This window comes from Agromyces sp. Root81 (genome assembly GCF_001429165.1).
Lineage (GTDB): Bacteria > Actinomycetota > Actinomycetes > Actinomycetales > Microbacteriaceae > Agromyces.
In genome coordinates this window covers 387,354-404,716 of sequence record NZ_LMIR01000001.1, presented here as the reverse complement: position 1 = coordinate 404,716, position 17,363 = coordinate 387,354, and the positions used below count along the sequence as shown (strand labels likewise).

General features: G+C 69.2%; 14 protein-coding genes. 8 read left to right on the top strand and 6 right to left on the bottom strand.

Going from position 1 to position 17,363, the window contains the following annotated elements; genetic code table 11:
- The first annotated feature begins 30 nt into the window (after positions 1-30).
- Both ASE14_RS01955 and ASE14_RS01950 read left to right on the top strand, forming a co-directional pair.
- The gene (locus tag ASE14_RS01955) at positions 31-1,380 is read left to right on the top strand and encodes an FAD-binding oxidoreductase (RefSeq protein ID WP_056649993.1); all 1,350 of its coding nucleotides are present in this window, start codon (positions 31-33) and stop codon (positions 1,378-1,380) included.
- 195 nt (positions 1,381-1,575) lie between these two features.
- Positions 1,576-2,391, top strand: a complete 816-nt coding sequence (locus tag ASE14_RS01950; RefSeq protein ID WP_056649990.1) for a M57 family metalloprotease — start codon at positions 1,576-1,578, stop codon at positions 2,389-2,391.
- 101 nt (positions 2,392-2,492) lie between these two features.
- On the opposite strand, the gene ASE14_RS01945 is transcribed toward ASE14_RS01950, so the two are convergent.
- Positions 2,493-4,604 carry a type IIA DNA topoisomerase subunit B gene (locus ASE14_RS01945; protein ID WP_056649987.1) on the bottom strand — a complete coding sequence of 704 codons (2,112 nt, stop codon included), beginning with the start codon at positions 4,602-4,604 and terminating at the stop codon, positions 2,493-2,495.
- A 112-nt stretch (positions 4,605-4,716) separates the two neighbouring features.
- Between ASE14_RS01945 and ASE14_RS01940 the strand changes: the two genes are divergently transcribed.
- On the top strand, positions 4,717-4,953 hold the full coding sequence (locus ASE14_RS01940; RefSeq protein WP_056649984.1) for a hypothetical protein: 237 nt from the start codon (positions 4,717-4,719) through the stop codon (positions 4,951-4,953).
- A gap of 52 nt (positions 4,954-5,005) precedes the next feature.
- Here the strand turns inward: ASE14_RS01940 and ASE14_RS01935 are convergent, their stop codons facing one another.
- The 4 genes from ASE14_RS01935 to ASE14_RS01920 all read right to left on the bottom strand — a co-directional run bounded on the left by ASE14_RS01935 (position 5,006) and on the right by ASE14_RS01920 (position 9,468).
- Positions 5,006-5,743: a type 1 glutamine amidotransferase gene (locus tag ASE14_RS01935; RefSeq protein ID WP_056649981.1), complete on the bottom strand. Its 738-nt coding sequence runs from the start codon at positions 5,741-5,743 to the stop codon at positions 5,006-5,008.
- A complete protein-coding gene (locus ASE14_RS01930) occupies positions 5,740-6,996 on the bottom strand; it encodes a Mur ligase family protein (RefSeq protein ID WP_056649978.1) in 1,257 nt (418 codons plus the stop codon). Before ASE14_RS01930 ends, ASE14_RS01935 begins: the two co-directional genes overlap by 4 nt.
- Before the next feature lie 7 nt (positions 6,997-7,003).
- Positions 7,004-8,383 (bottom strand): RNA polymerase sigma factor, encoded by a 1,380-nt coding sequence (locus ASE14_RS01925; RefSeq protein WP_369816436.1) that lies wholly within the window; start codon positions 8,381-8,383, stop codon positions 7,004-7,006.
- 158 nt (positions 8,384-8,541) lie between these two features.
- On the bottom strand, positions 8,542-9,468 hold the full coding sequence (locus ASE14_RS01920; protein WP_056649972.1) for a proteasome assembly chaperone family protein: 927 nt from the start codon (positions 9,466-9,468) through the stop codon (positions 8,542-8,544).
- An 87-nt stretch (positions 9,469-9,555) separates the two neighbouring features.
- On the opposite strand from ASE14_RS01920, the gene ASE14_RS01915 reads away from it, so the two are divergent.
- From ASE14_RS01915 to sucB, 3 genes are all read left to right on the top strand, one after another.
- Positions 9,556-11,028, top strand: a complete 1,473-nt coding sequence (locus ASE14_RS01915) for a leucyl aminopeptidase (RefSeq protein ID WP_056649969.1) — start codon at positions 9,556-9,558, stop codon at positions 11,026-11,028.
- A gap of 98 nt (positions 11,029-11,126) precedes the next feature.
- Positions 11,127-12,500: a dihydrolipoyl dehydrogenase gene (lpdA, locus tag ASE14_RS01910; RefSeq protein WP_056649965.1), complete on the top strand. Its 1,374-nt coding sequence runs from the start codon at positions 11,127-11,129 to the stop codon at positions 12,498-12,500.
- A gap of 68 nt (positions 12,501-12,568) precedes the next feature.
- Complete coding sequence (gene sucB / locus ASE14_RS01905) at positions 12,569-14,056, top strand: 2-oxoglutarate dehydrogenase, E2 component, dihydrolipoamide succinyltransferase (protein ID WP_056649962.1); 1,488 nt, start codon at positions 12,569-12,571, stop codon at positions 14,054-14,056.
- Here sucB and ASE14_RS01900 read toward each other — a convergent pair.
- A complete protein-coding gene (locus ASE14_RS01900; RefSeq protein WP_056649960.1) occupies positions 14,053-15,546 on the bottom strand; it encodes a serine/threonine-protein kinase in 1,494 nt (497 codons plus the stop codon). The two genes, sucB and ASE14_RS01900, sit on opposite strands and share 4 nt — an antisense overlap.
- Positions 15,547-15,716: 170 nt before the next feature.
- Here ASE14_RS01900 and lipB point away from each other — a divergent pair, with 170 nt between their 5' ends.
- The gene (gene lipB / locus ASE14_RS01895) at positions 15,717-16,352 is read left to right on the top strand and encodes a lipoyl(octanoyl) transferase LipB (protein WP_056649957.1); all 636 of its coding nucleotides are present in this window, start codon (positions 15,717-15,719) and stop codon (positions 16,350-16,352) included.
- The gene (gene lipA / locus ASE14_RS01890; RefSeq protein ID WP_056649953.1) at positions 16,349-17,338 is read left to right on the top strand and encodes a lipoyl synthase; all 990 of its coding nucleotides are present in this window, start codon (positions 16,349-16,351) and stop codon (positions 17,336-17,338) included. Before lipB ends, lipA begins: the two co-directional genes overlap by 4 nt.
- Positions 17,339-17,363: the final 25 nt, after the last annotated feature.

The window sequence follows — 17,363 nt, the reverse complement described above, 5'->3', positions numbered from 1 at the left end:
CCCGGCTCACGGGGAACGGGAGAGCCATTCATGGCGCACACGACCTTGCGCGACATCGCCGGCACCGTGTTGGAGCCCGGGCATGACGGCTACGACGCGGCCCGTGCCGTCTGGAACGGCATGATCGACCGGCGGCCGCGTTACATCGTGCGGTGCGCAGACACAGCCGACGTCGCCACCGCCGTGCAGTTCGCCACCCGGAACGAGCTCGAGATCGGCGTGCGCTGCGGCGGGCACGGGATCGTCGGACATGCCGTGCCCGACGACGGCGTCATGATCGACCTTCGGCCGATGGGCGACGTGCAGGTCGACCCGACCGGGCGTCGCGCGCGAGTGCAGGGCGGCGCTCTCCTCGGCGCGCTCGACCGCGAATCGCAGCGGCACGGCCTCGCGACGACGGCGGGGAACGTCTCGCACACCGGTGTCGGCGGACTCACCCTCGGTGGCGGAATGGGGTGGCTCGCGAGACGTCACGGGCTCGCCTGCGACAACGTGGTCGCGTTCGAGCTCGTCACGGCGACCGGTGAGCGACTGCGAATCGACCGCGACTCCCATTCCGAACTCGACTGGGCGTTGCGAGGCGGCGGTGGCAACTTCGGCGTCGTCACCGAGTTCGAGTTCGCCCTGCACCCCGAACCCGGCGACGCGATCGCCGTCGAGTTCCACTACCCGATCGAGCATGTCGCGGACGCTGTGGCGGCCGCGACCGCGATGCGCGCCTGGCGCGACCTCAGCATCGACGCGCCACGCGAATCGACCTTCACCGCGACGATCTCAGGCGGAACGGTGGCGCTCGGGTTCGTGTGGGTCGGTGATCCCATCGTTGCTCGTGAGGAGATCGTCGAGCTCGAGCAGCGCCTCGACCGGGCCGCCGCGCCCGCTGCGAGATCGGTCGATTCGCTCAGCTACCTGCAGCTGCAGACCCGCGAGGACGACACCGAGGGTCACGCATGGCGCCGCTATTGGAAGGGGCACTACTTCCGTGCGCTCGACGACGACCTCATCGAGGCACTCCTCGCTCGCGACGGCGAGCTGCTCCCCGACGTCAGCCTGCAGGCATACGGCGGGGCCATCGCAGATGTTCCCGGGGACGCCACCGCCTTCTCGAGGCGCGACACGGCGTTCGAGTTCGTGGCCGCCTCCCGCTGGCGCTCGCCCGACGAGGATGCGCCGCGGATGGCGGCCGCTCGACGCTACGCGAGCACGATGGACGAGTACTCGAGCGGCGCGTATGTCAACGTGCTCGGCGATGATGGAGACGCAGGGCTCCGGCGTGCGTACTCGACCGATCAACTGACACGACTGACCGCCGTCAAGGACGCGTACGATCCCGGCAACGTCTTCCACCTGAACCAGAACATCCGACCGACGGCGGGGTGAAACGTCACGCGTCGATGCGGACGAGCGGCACGCCCTGAAATCCTTGACACGATCGAATCGTGCAGGCTACGTTGTGCCTACTTCGGGGGACAGGCAACGACGCCCGTCCACAGGCAACGACGCCTGTTCTCTGGATCCGAAGCCGCTCGCCGACCAGGCGAACGGAGATCGCTCGTTTCAGAAGGAGCACACTGCATGCGAATCACGAGAACACTCGCGCTCGCCGCCACCGCGGCCGCCGCGCTCGCTGTCGGCACGGTAATCCCGGCCGCCGGCGCAACCCCGCTCGACGACTCCGACGTTCCCTCCTACCAGGAGTTCGCGGAATCGACCTACCGAGACGTCGATGGCAGCTACATCGTCAACGGTGACGAGGTGATCTCGGACAAGGGCGACCTGCGGAAGTTCTACGACCTGCTCGCCGGTCCCGAGACGCCGACCGACGGTCTCATCGTCAACACGGTCAACGGCGCCGACGACAAGTGGTCGGCCTCGCAGGTCGGCGACCTCACCTATTGCGTCAGCACGAAGTTCGGCACGCGTCACGCCGACGTCGTCAACGCGATGGCGAGCGGCGCGGCCCTCTGGGAGTCCGCGTCATCGAAGATCGACTTCGTGTACGTGAGCAGCGCCGACGGCCAGTGCACGACGCGCAACAAGTCGGTACTGTTCTCGGTCGAGCCGGTGCAGACCTCGCAGTACATCGCCCGCGCGTTCTTCCCGAGCACGCCCGACCGTCAGCAGAACGTGCTCATCGACGACTCGATCTGGGGCTCGGGCGCCTGGACGCCGACCAACATCCTCGGCCACGAACTCGGCCACACCCTCGGGTTCCGGCACGAGCACACGCGCCCTGAATCGGGCACGTGCTTCGAAGACAACAACTGGCGTCCGCTGACGCCGTACGACTCGGCATCGATCATGCACTACCCGCAGTGCAACGGTTCGTCCGACGATCTGACGATGACGAACTCCGACCGCACTGGGGCCGTCGCACTCTACGGCAACTGAGTCACCGCTCTCGTCGGAGCGCTGTCAGAGTCCGCTGGGCTCGGTCGTATTCGACCGGGCCCAGCGGCACGTCGTGAAGCGGGGCGAGTCGACGCCGTACCTCACGCGTCGATGCGGTCGCGCTCGAGCGTGTCGGAGCTCTCGATGATGAACTCCTTGCGCGGCGCGACATCCGTGCCCATCAGGAGCTCGAACACGCGCCCGGCGTTCTCGGCATCGCCGATGCCGACACGGCGGAGCGTGCGGTGACGACGATCCATCGTGGTCGTCGCGAGCTGGTCGGCATCCATCTCACCGAGGCCCTTGTAGCGCTGGATCGGGTCCTGATAGCGCTTCTTCTGCCGGTCGAGCGTCGCGAGCACGCCCTTCAGCTCGGCCTCGGAATAGGTGTAGATGGTCTCGTTCGGCTTCGAGCCGGGGTTCATCACCACGACGCGGTGCAGCGGCGGCACAGCGGCGAACACCCGGCCGTGCTCGATCATCGGCCGCATGTAGCGGAAGAAGAGCGTGAGCAGCAGCGTGCGGATGTGCGCACCGTCGACGTCGGCGTCGGCCATCAGGATGACCTTGCCGTAGCGCGCCGCCTCGAGGTCGAAGCTCCGGCCCGAGCCGGCGCCGATGACCTGGATGATCGAGGCGCACTCGGTGTTCGCGAGCATGTCGGCGACGCTGGCCTTCTGCACGTTGAGGATCTTGCCGCGGATCGGCAGCAGCGCCTGGTGCTCGCTGTCGCGGGCGAGCTTGGCGGTGCCGAGTGCGGAGTCGCCCTCGACGATGAACAGCTCGCTGTGCGCGACATCGTTCGAGCGGCAGTCGACGAGCTTCGCCGGAAGCGAGGAGCTCTCGAGCGCGTTCTTGCGCCGCTGGGTCTCCTTGTGGGCCCGCGCGGAGATGCGGGACTTCATCTCGGCGACGACCTTGTCGAGCAGCAGCGAGGACTGCGCCTTGTCATCGCGCTTGGTCGACGAGAATCGTGCGCCGAGCTCCTTCGTCAGCACGCTGGCGACGATGGCGCGCACGGCGGGAGTGCCGAGCACCTCCTTCGTCTGGCCCTCGAACTGCGGTTCGGGCAGACGCACGGTGACGACGGCGGTGAGGCCCGCGAGCACGTCGTCCTTCTCGAGCTTGTCGTTGCCGGCCTTCAGCCTCCGCGCGTTCTGCTCGACCTGCTGGCGCAGGAACTTCAGCAGTCCCTGGTCGAATCCGGCCTGGTGCGTGCCGCCCTTCGGCGTCGCGATGATGTTCACGAACGAGCGGATGACCGTGTCGTAGCCGGTGCCCCAGCGCAGGGCGATGTCGACGACGCACTCGCGCTTCAGCTCGGTCGGCACCATGGCGCCGCCCTCGGTGAGCACGGGAACGGTCTCGGTGAACTGGCCCGTTCCGGTCAGGCGCCACACGTCGGTGAGCGCAGCATCCGTCGCGAGGTGCTCGACGAACTCGGAGATGCCGCCGTCGAACTGGAACGACGTCGTGTGGGGTGCCTCGCCGCGCTCGTCGGTGACGTCGATCGCGAGCCCGGGCACGAGGAAGGCCGTCTGCCGGGCGCGGCCGAGGAGCTCTTCGGTCTGGAACTCGGCCCCCTTCGTGAAGATCTGGCGGTCGGCCCAGTAGCGGATGCGCGTGCCGGTGACGCCCTTGGCGACCTTGCCGACGACGCGCAGCTCGCTGCGGTTCTCGAACGGCGTGAACGGCGCATCGGGCGACGGTGCGCCCGAATCTGCGAAGTTACCCGGCTCTCCGCGGTGGAACGACATGGCCCAGGTCTTGCCGTTGCGGTCGACCTCGACGTCGAGGCGCTCGGAGAGCGCGTTGACCACCGATGCGCCGACACCGTGCAGACCGCCGGAGGCGGCGTAGGAGCCTGAGCCGAACTTGCCGCCGGCGTGGAGCTTCGTGAACACGACCTCGACGCCCGACAATCCGGTCTTCGGTTCGATGTCGACGGGGATGCCCCGGGCGCGGTCGCGCACCTCGACGCTGCCATCGGGGTGAAGGGTCACCCCGATCTCATTGCCATGGCCGGCGAGCGACTCGTCGACCGAGTTGTCGATGATCTCCCAGAGGCAGTGCATGAGGCCACGGGAGTCGGTCGAACCGATGTACATGCCGGGTCGCTTGCGCACGGCCTCGAGGCCCTCGAGCACGGAGAGATGGCGGGCGGAATAGTCGGAGCTCACGTCGAACAAGCCTACTGAGCCGCGCCGACACATCCGCTCAGCCACTACGCGCTGAGCGAAATGCCCGGCCCAACGGAAGGAACAGGGCCGCTCTCGTGTTTTCATTGATGAACGGAACACCGAGCATGAGCACGAAGGAGGAGCCATGACCCAGTCCACCGAGACCACCGGTGCGGTCGATGAACTCGAGACCCCTTACGAGCTCACCGCGCTCGACCGATGCGATGCGTGCGGCGCCCAGGCGTACATCCGCGTCGTCGTCGCGAGCGGCGAACTGCTGTTCTGCGCCCACCACGGCCGCAAGCACCAGGAGAAGCTCTCGCAGATCGCGCACAGCTGGCACGACGAGTCGAGCAAGCTGCTCGCCGACGACCGTCACTGACCGACCGACTCCACGAACGCCCCGGCTCGCCGGGGCGTTCGTCGTTTCCGGCTCAGGCCTCGGGAATCGAGACGCCGGCTGCAGTCAGCTGCGCAGCACGAGCGGCCGACGCGTAGGCATCGACCGTCTGGGCACGCGCGCCCGGCATGTACTCGAGCCCGGCACGAGTGGCCATGGTCTCGAGGAGCCGGTCGGCGAACTCGGGGTTCTTCGCGAGCACCGGTCCGTGCAGGTGGGTGCCGTAGACGTCGCCCATGACCGCACCCTCCTGGCCCGAGTCACGCCCGTTGCCGTGCCCGGCACGGAGGCGACCCAGCGGGGACGCCTCGGCGCCGACGTAGTCGCGTGCGTGGTTCTCGAAGCCGACGAGCACGCCGAAGCGCGGGCTCTTCACCACCACATCACCGGTCACGCGGTTCGCGCGCGGAACCGCGCGGCCGGGCAGGATGCCGAGACCCTCGATGCTGCGGCCGCTCGCGAGCTCGATGCCCCAGCTGAGCAGCTCCCAGCCGGTGCCGATCGAGAGGATCGGGACGCCCTCGGTACCCCACCGGCGGAACTCGTCGTGCATCGTGAGGAGCAGTTCGCGGCTCTCGTCGAGCGACGAGTCGCTGCCCGAGCCGAGCACGATCGCGTCGACCCGCTGCGGAAGCTGCTCCGCCGTCTCGACCTCGACGACCGTGGCGTCGAGCCCGGCCCATCGAGCCCGCGTCGCGAGCACCCGGGCGTTCTCGGCGTCGCCGTTCGTGTTCTGCAGTCGGGGAAGCAACGAGACGATCGTGAGGGTCATTCTGCTCCAGCGAGTCCGAGGTGGGTGCGGGTGCGCCGCATCGCATCGGCGGTGAAGACGATCGTCTTGACGCCGGATGCCGGCGCCGGCATCGCGAGGAAGTCGTCGAGGGCACTGCCGAGGTCGGGCTCCACACGGTCGATCTCGACACCGTCGTAGGCGAGCATGAGCGCCGCCTCGGCGGACTTCGAGCCCGTCACGATCGAGACCCGCTCGAGTGACGCTGCATCCGTCGGCCAGAAGTACGACGGGTCGCGCACGTCGGAACCGATCGCGAAGAGGATCTGCTCGGTGCCCGGTGCGATGCTGTCGACGTTCAACTGATAGCTCGACGGGTTCTGCACGAGCACGAACTCGACGTCCTGTCCGCGAACCGTGGTGCGCTCTCCCCGCCCGAACACGGCAGGGATCGCGCTCAGCGCATCGGCAGCTGTCGAGCTCGAGAAGCGTTCGCCGAGCACCGCCTTGGCGGTGGCGTAAGCGGCCGCCGCATCGACGGCGTAGTGCACGCCGCGCGCCGGAAGACCGATCGAGACGGATGCCCCGGCGTCATCGAGCACCGCGGACGCACCGTCGACCGTCTGCACGAGCACGTCGGTGCCGCTCGACAGTCGGGCATCGCTCGTCTGGGTGTAGCCGAGGCCGCGCGGTGATGCCGCGAACACCGCGTCGGTGACGCCGAAGCGGTGGACCGCGACGCCCGGCCGCACTCGTGCGGCGAGCCGTTCGAGATAGGCGTCGTCGGCGTTCACGACGATCGACTCGCCGGCCCGCGCCGCGATGCGGGCGAGCATGGAGGCGACCATCTCGGAGTCGTGGAACCGGTCGATCTGGTCGACCATGACGTTCGTCAGGCACACGACTCGGGCGTCGACGCCCTGCATGACGAGCGCACCATGGCCCTCGTCCATCTCGAGCACCGCGACGTCGCCGGGCACGCGCCCGCGCCAGTCGGCCTGCTCGAGCAGTGCGGAGGTGAGGCCCTGGCTGATGTTCGCCGTCGACGGGTTGGTGAACACGTCGACGTCGTGGGCGCGGAGTATCGCGACGAGCATCTTCGTGGTCGTCGACTTGCCGCTCGAGCCCGAGACGACGACGAGCCCCTGCGGGAAGCCCGAGAGCGTGCGCTTCAGGTACTTCGGGGCGATGCGGTTGACGATGAGGCCCGGAACAGCCGATCCGCCGCCGGGCTTGCGCAGCCGGGCGGCGAATCGGGTGAGTCTGCCGACGAGGATCGCCGGCGCGTAGCGCACCGGCGGCCTACTCGAGGTAGTCGCGGAGCGACTGCGAACGCGAGGGGTGACGAAGCTTCGCCATCGTCTTCGACTCGATCTGGCGGATGCGCTCGCGCGTGACGCCGAACGTGTCGCCGATCTGGTCGAGGGTCTTCGGCATGCCGTCGCCGAGACCGAAGCGCATGCGGATGACGCCCGCCTCGCGCTCGCTCAGCGAGTCGAGGAGCGACTCGAGCTGCTTCTGCAGCATCGTGAAGCCCACGGCGTCGGCCGGCACGACGGCCTCGGTGTCCTCGATGAGGTCGCCGAACTCGCTGTCGCCGTCTTCACCGAGGGGCGTGTGCAGCGAGATGGGCTCACGGCCGTACTTCTGCACCTCGATGACCTTCTCGGGGGTCATGTCGAGTTCGCGGCTCAGCTCTTCGGGCGTGGGCTCGCGGCCCAGGTCCTGCAGCATCTGGCGCTGCACGCGGGCGAGCTTGTTGATGACCTCGACCATGTGCACCGGGATGCGGATCGTGCGGGCCTGGTCGGCCATGGCGCGCGTGATCGCCTGGCGGATCCACCAGGTGGCGTAGGTCGAGAACTTGAAGCCCTTGGTGTAGTCGAACTTCTCGACTGCACGGATGAGGCCCAGGTTGCCCTCCTGGATCAGGTCGAGGAACTGCATGCCACGACCCGTGTAGCGCTTGGCGAGCGAGACGACGAGACGGAGGTTCGCGCCGAGCAGGTGGCTCTTGGCGCGCTGGCCGTCCTTCGCGACCCACTGCAGTTCGCGACCGAGCTGCGAACGCTTCTCGGCGTCGGTCATGTGCGAGAGCTTCTCTTCGGCGAAGAGGCCCGCCTCGATGCGCATCGCGAGCTCGACCTCTTCGGCCGCGTTGAGGAGCGCGACCTTTCCGATCTGCTTCAGGTAGTCCTTGACGGGGTCGGCCGTCGCACCGGTGATGGCGCTCGAGTAGACCGGGACCTCGTCTTCGTCGTCGACCGCACGCAGCACGAGCGCACCGGTGGGGTGCGGCTCGACCGCGACGGGCTTCGCGTCGTCGTCATCGGTGTCGGTGGAGGTGTCGTCGCCCTCGTGGAGCTCCACGACCTCGACCTCGTCTTCGTCTTCGTCGCTCTTGGCCTTGGCCTTCGCGCGGGGCTTCGTCGCGGTCTTCGCGGTAGCGGCGCGCGGCGTCTTGGCTGCGGGGGTCGCCGCAGCCTTCGCCGTCGTCTTCGCGGCGGTCGACTTCGCGGCGGTCGCACGCTTCGCAGCAGGCTTCTCCGCCTCGCTCGCAGCCTTCGTCGCGGCTTTCGTCGTTGCCATTCGTTGAACCTCTCCTACCGTCGTGCCCGTGTGCCCTCGCGGACTCGGCTCATGCACTCGGCCCGGTCGTTTTCGGACACTATGAGGACCCATGTCAAGTCCGCTTCATCGGCACGGTGTTCACCACGCCAGCGGACCAGAACGGGTCCTGCCACCATTATACAGACCTGCGCACCGCATCACGCCTGATCGAGGCTGTCTCGCCCTGCGTTCTCTACAACAGTCGAGCCCCGGCGGGCATTCCCCTGGCGCTACAGCCCGCGCGGCGTGTCGTCGTCGGTGGCCCGTCGGAACGCGAGGAACTTCTCGAGCTCTGCGGCGATCTCGTCGGCGGAGGGCAGCTCACCGTCTTCATCGGTGAGCGGCGATCGAAGCGTCGTGCCCTCCATGTAGGCGTCGTGGCGTTGTTCGAGGGTGCCGACGAGCTTGGCCAGCTCGCCGTTCTCCGCAACCTGCTCGTCGATGCGGGCGACGAAGTCGCGCCCCTGCTCGCGCAGTGCATCGGTCGGGAAGATGCGACCGGTCGCTGCACTGATCGCCTCGAGCGCGGTGATCGCCGCAGAGGGGTACTCGGCGTCGGAGAGGTAGTGCGGAATCAGCAGTACGAATCCGGTGGTCGGGTGGTCCAGCTCCTGGAGCCGGAACTCGACGAGATGCAGCACGTTCGCCGGAACCTGCGTCGTCGGCCGCCAGATCGACATCGCCTCGATCAGCTCGGTGCGGTTGCCGCTCACGGTGACGCCGACGGGCCGCGTGTGCGGCACCGGCATGGGGATGGAGTTGATCCACGTGGTCGACGACACCTCGAACCGCTCGATGAGTTCGAGCACGGCCGAGCTGAACCGCTGCCACTGGTAGTCGGGCTCGAAGCCGGTGAGCAGCAGGAACTGCTGGCCGAGCTCGTCGACGGCCAGGTCGAGGCTCAGCCGCGGCGGCGTGTAGTCGGCGAGGTGGTCGGCCTCGAAGAGGATGATCGGCCGGCGGGCACGGTAGTCCAGCAGCTCGTCGGCGTCGAAGGAGGCCACGACCGTGCTGTCGAGCGTCGAGAGCAGGTACTCGGTGGTCTGCGCGACGGCGGCACCGGCATCGGCGTAGCCCGTGAGCCCCGCGACGAGCGGCAGCCCGGTGGGCACCGACACATCGGGGTTCAGCTCGTACAGGGAACGGGGATCGCGCATGGTTCCAGCCTACTGAGGCCCGCCGGGACCTCCCCCGGATCGACGTCCGACGCCGTGATGCCCAGAGCGAACACGTACGATCGCTCCATGGCTGTTCCCACCCTCACCGTGACCGACTCCCCCGCCTCCGCATCCGACGCCGACGTCGTCCTGCTCGCTGCCCGGAAGGGCACCGACGGGCCCGAGCTCCTCGCCGAGGCGGGTTTCGAATGGGTGGCTCCCGTGCTCGAGGCGCTCGACGCCGGCGGCGCTGCCGAAGAGCTCATCCGCGTTCCCGGGCCGGCAGACGGACCGCGCGTCGTCGCAGTGGTCGGGATCGGCGATCGAGCGGATGCCGCGAGCCTCCGTCTCGCCGCGGGCAGCGCGCTGCGCCAGCTGAAGGGTGCGGTCGCAGTGGCGATCGCCATCCCGACCGACGACGCCGATGCCGCCGCGGCCCTGCTCGAGGGCGCCGCTCTGGGCGCCTACGGCTATGACGGGTTCCGCTCCGAGACGAAGCCGCGGCCGACCCGGATCGCGCTGCACTCCGCCTTCGACGAGGCCGCCGTCGGCATCGACCGCCTGCGTGCCGTGACCGCCGCGGTGGCCCGCACGAAGGACCTCGTCAACATGCCGCCCGCCGACCTGTTCCCCGCCCGCCTCGCCGACATCGCTGTGGAGGCCGCAGCGGCCGCCGGCATCGGCTCGAAGGTCTGGGACGAGGCGGCGCTCGCCGCCGACGGGTTCGGCGGCATCCTCGCGGTGGGCCAGGGGTCCAGCCGCGGGCCCCGGCTCGTGCGCCTCGACTACACGCCGGCCGGGGCATCCGTTCACCTCGCCCTCGTCGGCAAGGGCATCACCTACGACTCGGGCGGCATCTCGCTGAAGCCGATGACGGCGCTCGTCGGCATGAAGACCGATATGGCCGGCGCAGCAGCCGTGCTCTCCGCGATGGTCGCCCTGGCCGAGCTCGAGGTGCCGATCCGGGTCACGGGGTGGCTCTGCATCGCCGAGAACCTGCCCTCCTCGACCGCCGTCCGGCCGAACGACGTGCTGCGGATCCGCGGCGGCAAGACCGTCGAGGTCATCAACACCGACGCAGAGGGCCGCCTCGTGCTCGCCGACGGCCTCGTCGCGGCGAGCGAGGAGCAGCCCGACGCGATCGTCGACGTCGCGACGCTCACCGGCGCGCAGATGGTGGCACTCGGCCACCGCATCGCGGGCCTCATGGGCGACGATGCGCTCGTCGGGCAGGTGCGTGCGGCCGCCGACGCGGTCGACGAGTCGACCTGGCCGATGCCGCTGCCCAACGACCTCGCGCAGTACCTGAAGTCGGATGTCGCGGACCTCGCGAACACCAAGCTCGGCATGACGGTGCCCGGGATGCTCCTCGCCGGCGTCTTCCTGCAGGAGTTCGTCGGCGTGCGCGAAGGCGCCGACACGCGCATCCCGTGGGCCCACCTCGACATCGCCGGCCCCTCGCACAACACCGCGGCAGGGTACGGGTTCACCGGTTCGGGGGCTACGGGTGCCGCAGTGCGCACCCTCGTCCGGCTGGGCGAGCAGCTCGCCGCAGAGTAGTAAGGTCGTATGGGCGAGAACCTCGCCCATACAGCCTGTCCCGGCAACGAACCGGGAGCAGTCCGTGTCGCAGATCTGGTGCGCAAGGGAGAGAGCGTTTGTCCGAGCAGAACTTTGACATTGTCGTCCTGGGTGGAGGCAGCGCGGGCTACGCCGCTGCGATCCGCGCCGTCGAACTCGGCATGACCGCCGTGGTGATCGAGAAGGACAAGCTCGGCGGCACATGTCTCCACCGCGGCTGCATCCCCACGAAGGCCCTGCTGCACTCCGCAGAGGTCGCAGAGGTGGCGCGCGAGTCCGCGAAGTATGGCGTCAAGACCGCGTTCGAGGGCATCGACATCGCCGGGGTCTCCGCCTACCGCGAGGGCATCGTCGCGAGCAAGTGGAAGGGCCTGCAGGGCCTGCTGAAGGCACGCGGCATCCCCGTGGTCGCCGGTGAGGGCCGACTCGTCGGCGCGAACACCGTGGCCGTCGGCGACGACCGCTACGTCGGCAAGAACGTCGTGCTCGCCACCGGTTCCTACTCGCGCTCGCTCCCCGGTCTCGAGATCGGCGGCCGCGTCATCACGAGCGAGCAGGCCCTCGAGCTCGACTTCATCCCCAAGAAGGTCGCCGTGCTCGGCGGCGGCGTCATCGGCGTCGAGTTCGCCAGCGTGTGGAACTCCTTCGGCGCCGAGGTCACCATCATCGAGGCACTGCCTCACCTCGTGCCCAACGAGGAGGAGACGATCTCCAAGCAGCTCGAGCGCGCCTTCCGCAAGCGCGGCATCGAGTACTCGCTCGGCGTCCGCTTCCAGAGCGTGACCCAGAACGACGAGGGCGTCGTCGTGACGCTCGAGAACGGCACCACCTACGAGGCCGAGCTGCTGCTCGTCGCCGTCGGCCGTGGGCCCGTCACGCAGAACCTCGGATACGAAGAGGCCGGCATCACGATCGACCGCGGCTTCGTCATCACGAACGACCGCCTCGAGACGAGCGTCCCGGGCGTCTACGCAGCCGGCGACATCGTCCCCGGCCTCCAGCTCGCGCACCGCAGCTACCAGCAGGGCATCTTCATCGCCGAGGAGATCGCGGGCCTCGCCCCGATCGTCGTCGAAGACGTGAACATCCCGAAGATCACCTACTGCGAGCCCGAGGTCGCGTCGGTCGGATACACCGAGGCCAAGGCAGCCGAGAAGTTCGGCGCCGACCAGGTGTCGTCGTTCGAGTACAACCTCGCCGGCAACGGCAAGAGCTCGATCCTCGGCACGTCCGGCTCGATCAAGGTCGTCCGGGTGAACGAGGGACCGATCGTCGGCGTGCACATGATCGGCGGCCGAGTCGGCGAGCTGATCGCCGAGGCGCAGCTCGCAGTGAACTGGGAGGCGTACCCCGAGGACATCGCCCCGTTCATCCACGCCCACCCGACCCAGGGCGAGGCGTTCGGCGAGGCCGTGCTGAAGCTGGCCGGCAAGCCGCTCCACGCCATCTGATCCCGTCGCCCCAATCCACGACTGCAATAAGCTAGAAAGCGTTCCCACGCTGTGAAGGAGACAAGCGCATGAGCGAATCCGTCAGCCTCCCGGCACTCGGAGAGAGTGTCACTGAGGGCACGGTCACCCGCTGGCTGAAGAATGTCGGCGACCGTGTCGAGGTCGACGAGCCGCTGCTCGAGGTCTCGACCGACAAGGTCGACACCGAGATCCCGTCGCCCGTCGCGGGTGTCATCGAGGCGATCCTCGTCCAGGAGGACGAGACCGTCGAGGTCGGCACCGCACTGGTGACCATCGGCGATGGTTCGGGTGCAGCTGCTGCTCCGGCCGCCCCCGAGGCCGCAGCGACCGTGGCCGAGGCTGCTCCGGCAGCAGCCCCCGCACTGCCCGCGGCTCCGGTCGCGGAGCCCGTCGCCCAGGCGCCGGCAGCTCCGGCGGCTCCCGTCGCGGAGCCCGCTCCGGTGGCCCAGCCCGTGGCACCGGCGGCTCCGGTCGCGGAGCCCGTCGCCCAGGCGCCGGCAGCTCCCGTCGCTCCGGCGGCTCCGGTCGCGGAGCCTGCTCCGGTGGCCCAGCCCGTCGCACCGGCGGCACCCGTCGCCGAGCCCGTCGTACAGGCGCCGGCAGCTCCGGCAGCCCCGACCGGCGGCTCGCACGCCGGCCCCGCCGGCTACGTCACGCCGATCGTCCGCAAGCTCGCCAACGAGCAGGGCGTCGACCTCGCGAGCGTCACCGGCACCGGCGTCGGCGGCCGCATCCGCAAGCAGGACGTCATCTCGGCGAACGTCGCTCCCGCGGCATCCGCTGCAGCTGCGCCCGCGCGCCAGGAGCTCGAGGTCTCGCCGCTGCGCGGCACGACCGTGCCCATGACGCGTCTGCGCAAGGTCGTCGCCGAGCGTGCCGTCGTCTCCATGACGTCGACCGCTCAGCTCACGACCGTCGTCGAGGTCGACGTGACCCGCGTTGCGCGTCTGCGCGACAAGGTCAAGGGCGACTTCCTCGCCAAGACCGGCAACAAGCTCTCGTTCCTGCCGTTCTTCGCGATGGCCGCCGCCGAGGCGCTGCGCGCGTACCCGATCATCAACTCGACGGTCGACGGCGACAGCATCGTCTACCCGGCTCAAGAGAACATGAGCATCGCGGTCGACACCGAGCGCGGCCTGCTCACCCCGGTGATCCGCGACTCGGCCGAGCTCGACATCGCCGGCCTGGCCGCGCAGATCGCGGACCTCGCCGAGCGCACGCGCAACAACCAGCTGAAGCCCGATGAGCTCTCGGGGGGCACCTTCACCCTGACGAACACGGGTTCGCGCGGCGCGCTCTTCGACACGCCGGTCGTGTTCCTGCCCCAGTCGGCGATCCTCGGCACCGGCACCGTCGTGAAGCGCCCCGTGGTCGTCTCGACCGACGGCGCCGACGCGATCGCCGTTCGCTCGATGGTCTACCTGGCCCTCTCGTACGATCACCGCATCATCGACGGCGCCGACGCGGCCCGCTTCCTGACCGCGGTCAAGCAGCGCCTCGAAGAGGGCGCGTTCGAGGCGGACCTCGGCATCTAGTCGAAGATCTCCCGCAGTCGCCAACCGGCCTCGCTTCTCATCACGAGCAGCGAGGCCGGTTCGCGTTCGGCTGTCGCATAGGGAACGGTCAGGAGCACCGCCGACCCCATGTCGGTGACGATGTCCACCCGAGTCGAGTCGAGCTCCGCCGGCACGTCGCCACCGTCGCGTGCCACGGTCATCGCCGAGGCATCCGCTGTCTCGAGTGCCGACCCGGGCTGCAGCACGTCGGCCAGGCACGCCAGGTCGAGCGCGTCGAAGCACGCCTCCCGCCGAGTCAGGAGCTGCTGGGCGGCGGCCACGACGTCATCCTCCGGCCCAGCCGTGGGCCCGACGTCGGACGCCTCATCGGCATCGATCGCTTCGGACTCCGGAGGCGGCACCGGCACGCCATCGGTTCCTCCGACGTGTTCGCCGCCCGCGGCGCGATCATCACCCGCGGTGGCAGGAGGCACCAGCGTCAGGAGGAGCGCGAGCGCTCCCCCGCCCACCAGGCCGGCGACGAGCAGTGCGGGACGACGCAGGCGTACCGCCGCCCTGAGACGCGACCCCGCACCCGCGCGCTCCGCCTCACGACCGGACGCGGTCGGATCGCCGCCGTCGCGGATCCGCCCGGCGAGGAAGGAGGGCCACTGCGCGAGTTCGAGCAGGGTGCGCCTGCTGTTGCGTGCTGCAGCTCCGGATGGTCCGGAGGCGTCGGACGACGTCGCTCGAGTCGGTGGCTCGGACGACGCCGGGTCGAGTGGTGCGGTCATCCTCGCCGGCAGGGAGGTGCGTCGAACGGCCGCTGCGACGCCAGTGACGGGCGTCGGATCGGCAGCCGCGAAGAGCGCACGCTCCAGCTCGGCTTCACACGGAGTGAACGGCCGGGCCGACAGTCGGTCGTGCAGGAGTTCCGCGACGGGAGCGAATTGCACCGGCCGCTCGGTGGCGGCGACGACGACGTCGATCAGGTCGGCGAGGGCGGCGTGTCCGTCGCGGAGCAACGGAGTGCGCTCGTGCGCGCTCGTCGACAGTCTCGCGAGACCGCCGAGTCCGATGAGCCGCGGACGCCCTCGGCCGTCGAGGAGCACGTCACCGGCCGTGAGCCTCGTGTGCACGAATCCGAGTCGTGCGAGTTCGCCGAGGGCGACCACGATCGGAGCGAGGATCGTGACCGCCTCGCCCGGAGCGAGGCGGCGTTCGGCGATGAGACGCGCGAGCGATGGTCCTGCGAGCCGCTCGACGGCCAGCGCGCAGCGCCCGTCGTCGAGAGTGGCGACGTCGAAGAGCTCGGGCAGCGAGCCCGAGGCATCCGTCGACATGGCCTCGACCTCGACGGCGATCGCCTCCCCCGCAGCCGACCCGTCGTAGACCCGCACCACCACGAGCGGCGACGCCTCGTCGGGAGCAGACTCGGCGGGGGCGTCCACGGTGGCGAGGAAGACGTCGGCACGCTCACCGGAGGCGATGCGCCGGAGCAGCCGGTAGCCGGCGAGGGTCGCCTCCATCGGCGCCGGCCGAACGGTCGCCGGTTCAGCGTCTGGAACTCGTCTGCCATGTCGCACCATGCGGTTCAGCCTGTCGGGCGCATGGAGGTCGTCACCTGAACCGGCCATCGAGTGTGGATGACGGCGTGCAACGGACGGATGTCGAGGACGAGTGACCTAAGCTGAATCCCATGCTCGACATCGTCGTCACGGGGCTAAGCGCCAACTCCGTGCCGTACAGCGAGGGTCTCGACCTTCAGCGCGCCGTCCATCGCGCGGTTGTCGGGGGCGAACGCCCCGACACCGTACTCCTTCTGGAGCACCCCTCCGTCTACACCGCCGGGAAGCGTACAACGCCCGACGAACGGCCGACCGACGGGACTCCCGTCATCGACGTCGACCGCGGCGGCAAGATCACCTGGCACGGCCCCGGCCAGCTCGTCGGGTACCCGATCCTGCATCTGCCGGAACCCATCGACGTCGTCGGATACGTGCGACGACTCGAGGGCATCATCATCGACGTGCTCGCCGAGATCGGACTCGAGTCGCATCGCGTCGACGGCAGGTCGGGCGTCTGGGTCGGCCCGCCCGGTCGCGAGAACAAGATCGCCGCAATCGGCATCCGCGTCGAGAGCGGCGTCACGATGCACGGCTTCGCCCTGAACGCGAGCAACGAGCTCGATGCCTACGAGCGGATCGTCGCCTGCGGCATCCGCGATGCCGGAGTGACCACCATCAGCCGCGAACTGGGTCGCACCGTGACCCCGGCCGACCTGGTCGAACCGATCTCCGCGCGCTTCCGCGCCGAGGAGGCGATCGCGGCGTGAGCACGACACCCGAGGGGCGCAGGATGCTGCGCCTCGAAGTCCGCAACGCCCAGACGCCGATCGCGCGCAAGCCCGAGTGGATCAAGACCCGCGCGAAGATGGGGCCCGAGTACCGCGCGCTGCAGTCGCTCGTGAAGAGCGAAGACCTGCACACCGTGTGCCAGGAAGCCGGCTGCCCGAACATCTACGAGTGCTGGGAGGATCGCGAGGCGACCTTCCTGATCGGCGGGGCGCAGTGCACGCGTCGCTGCGACTTCTGCCAGATCGACACCGGAAAGCCGGCCGACTACGACGCCGACGAACCACGTCGCGTCGGCGAGTCGGTGGTGAAGATGCAGCTGCGGTACTCGACGGTCACGGGCGTCGCCCGCGACGACCTGCCCGACGGGGGTGCGTGGCTCTACGCCGAGACGATCCGGCAGATCCACGTCCAGTCCCCCGGCACGGGAGTCGAGATCCTCGTGCCCGACTTCAACGGAGAGCCCGAGTTGCTCCGGCAGGTGTTCTCGGCGGAGCCCGAGGTATTCGCGCACAACGTCGAAACCGTGCCGCGCATCTTCAAACGCATCCGGCCCGCGTTCCGCTACGAGCGCTCACTCGACGTGATCACCCAGGGCCGCGACGCCGGGCTCATCACGAAGTCGAACCTCATCCTCGGCATGGGCGAGGAACGAGCGGAGATCTCGCAGGCTCTGCAGGACCTGCACGACGCCGGAACCGACATCATCACGGTGACGCAGTACCTGCGGCCGAGTCCGCGCCATCTGCCGGTCGCCCGCTGGGTGCGGCCGGAGGAGTTCGTCGAGATCAAGGAGGAGGCCGAGGCGATCGGATTCCTCGGAGTGCTCGCCGGACCGCTCGTCCGCTCCTCCTACCGGGCCGGCCGTCTCTGGGCGCAGTCGATGCAGGCGAAGGGCCGGCCGTTGCCGAGCGAACTCAGCCACCTGGCCGACGCGTCGCTCGGATTCGCGCAGGCCGTCGGGTAGCGGTCGGCCTCGTCTCGGATCGCGT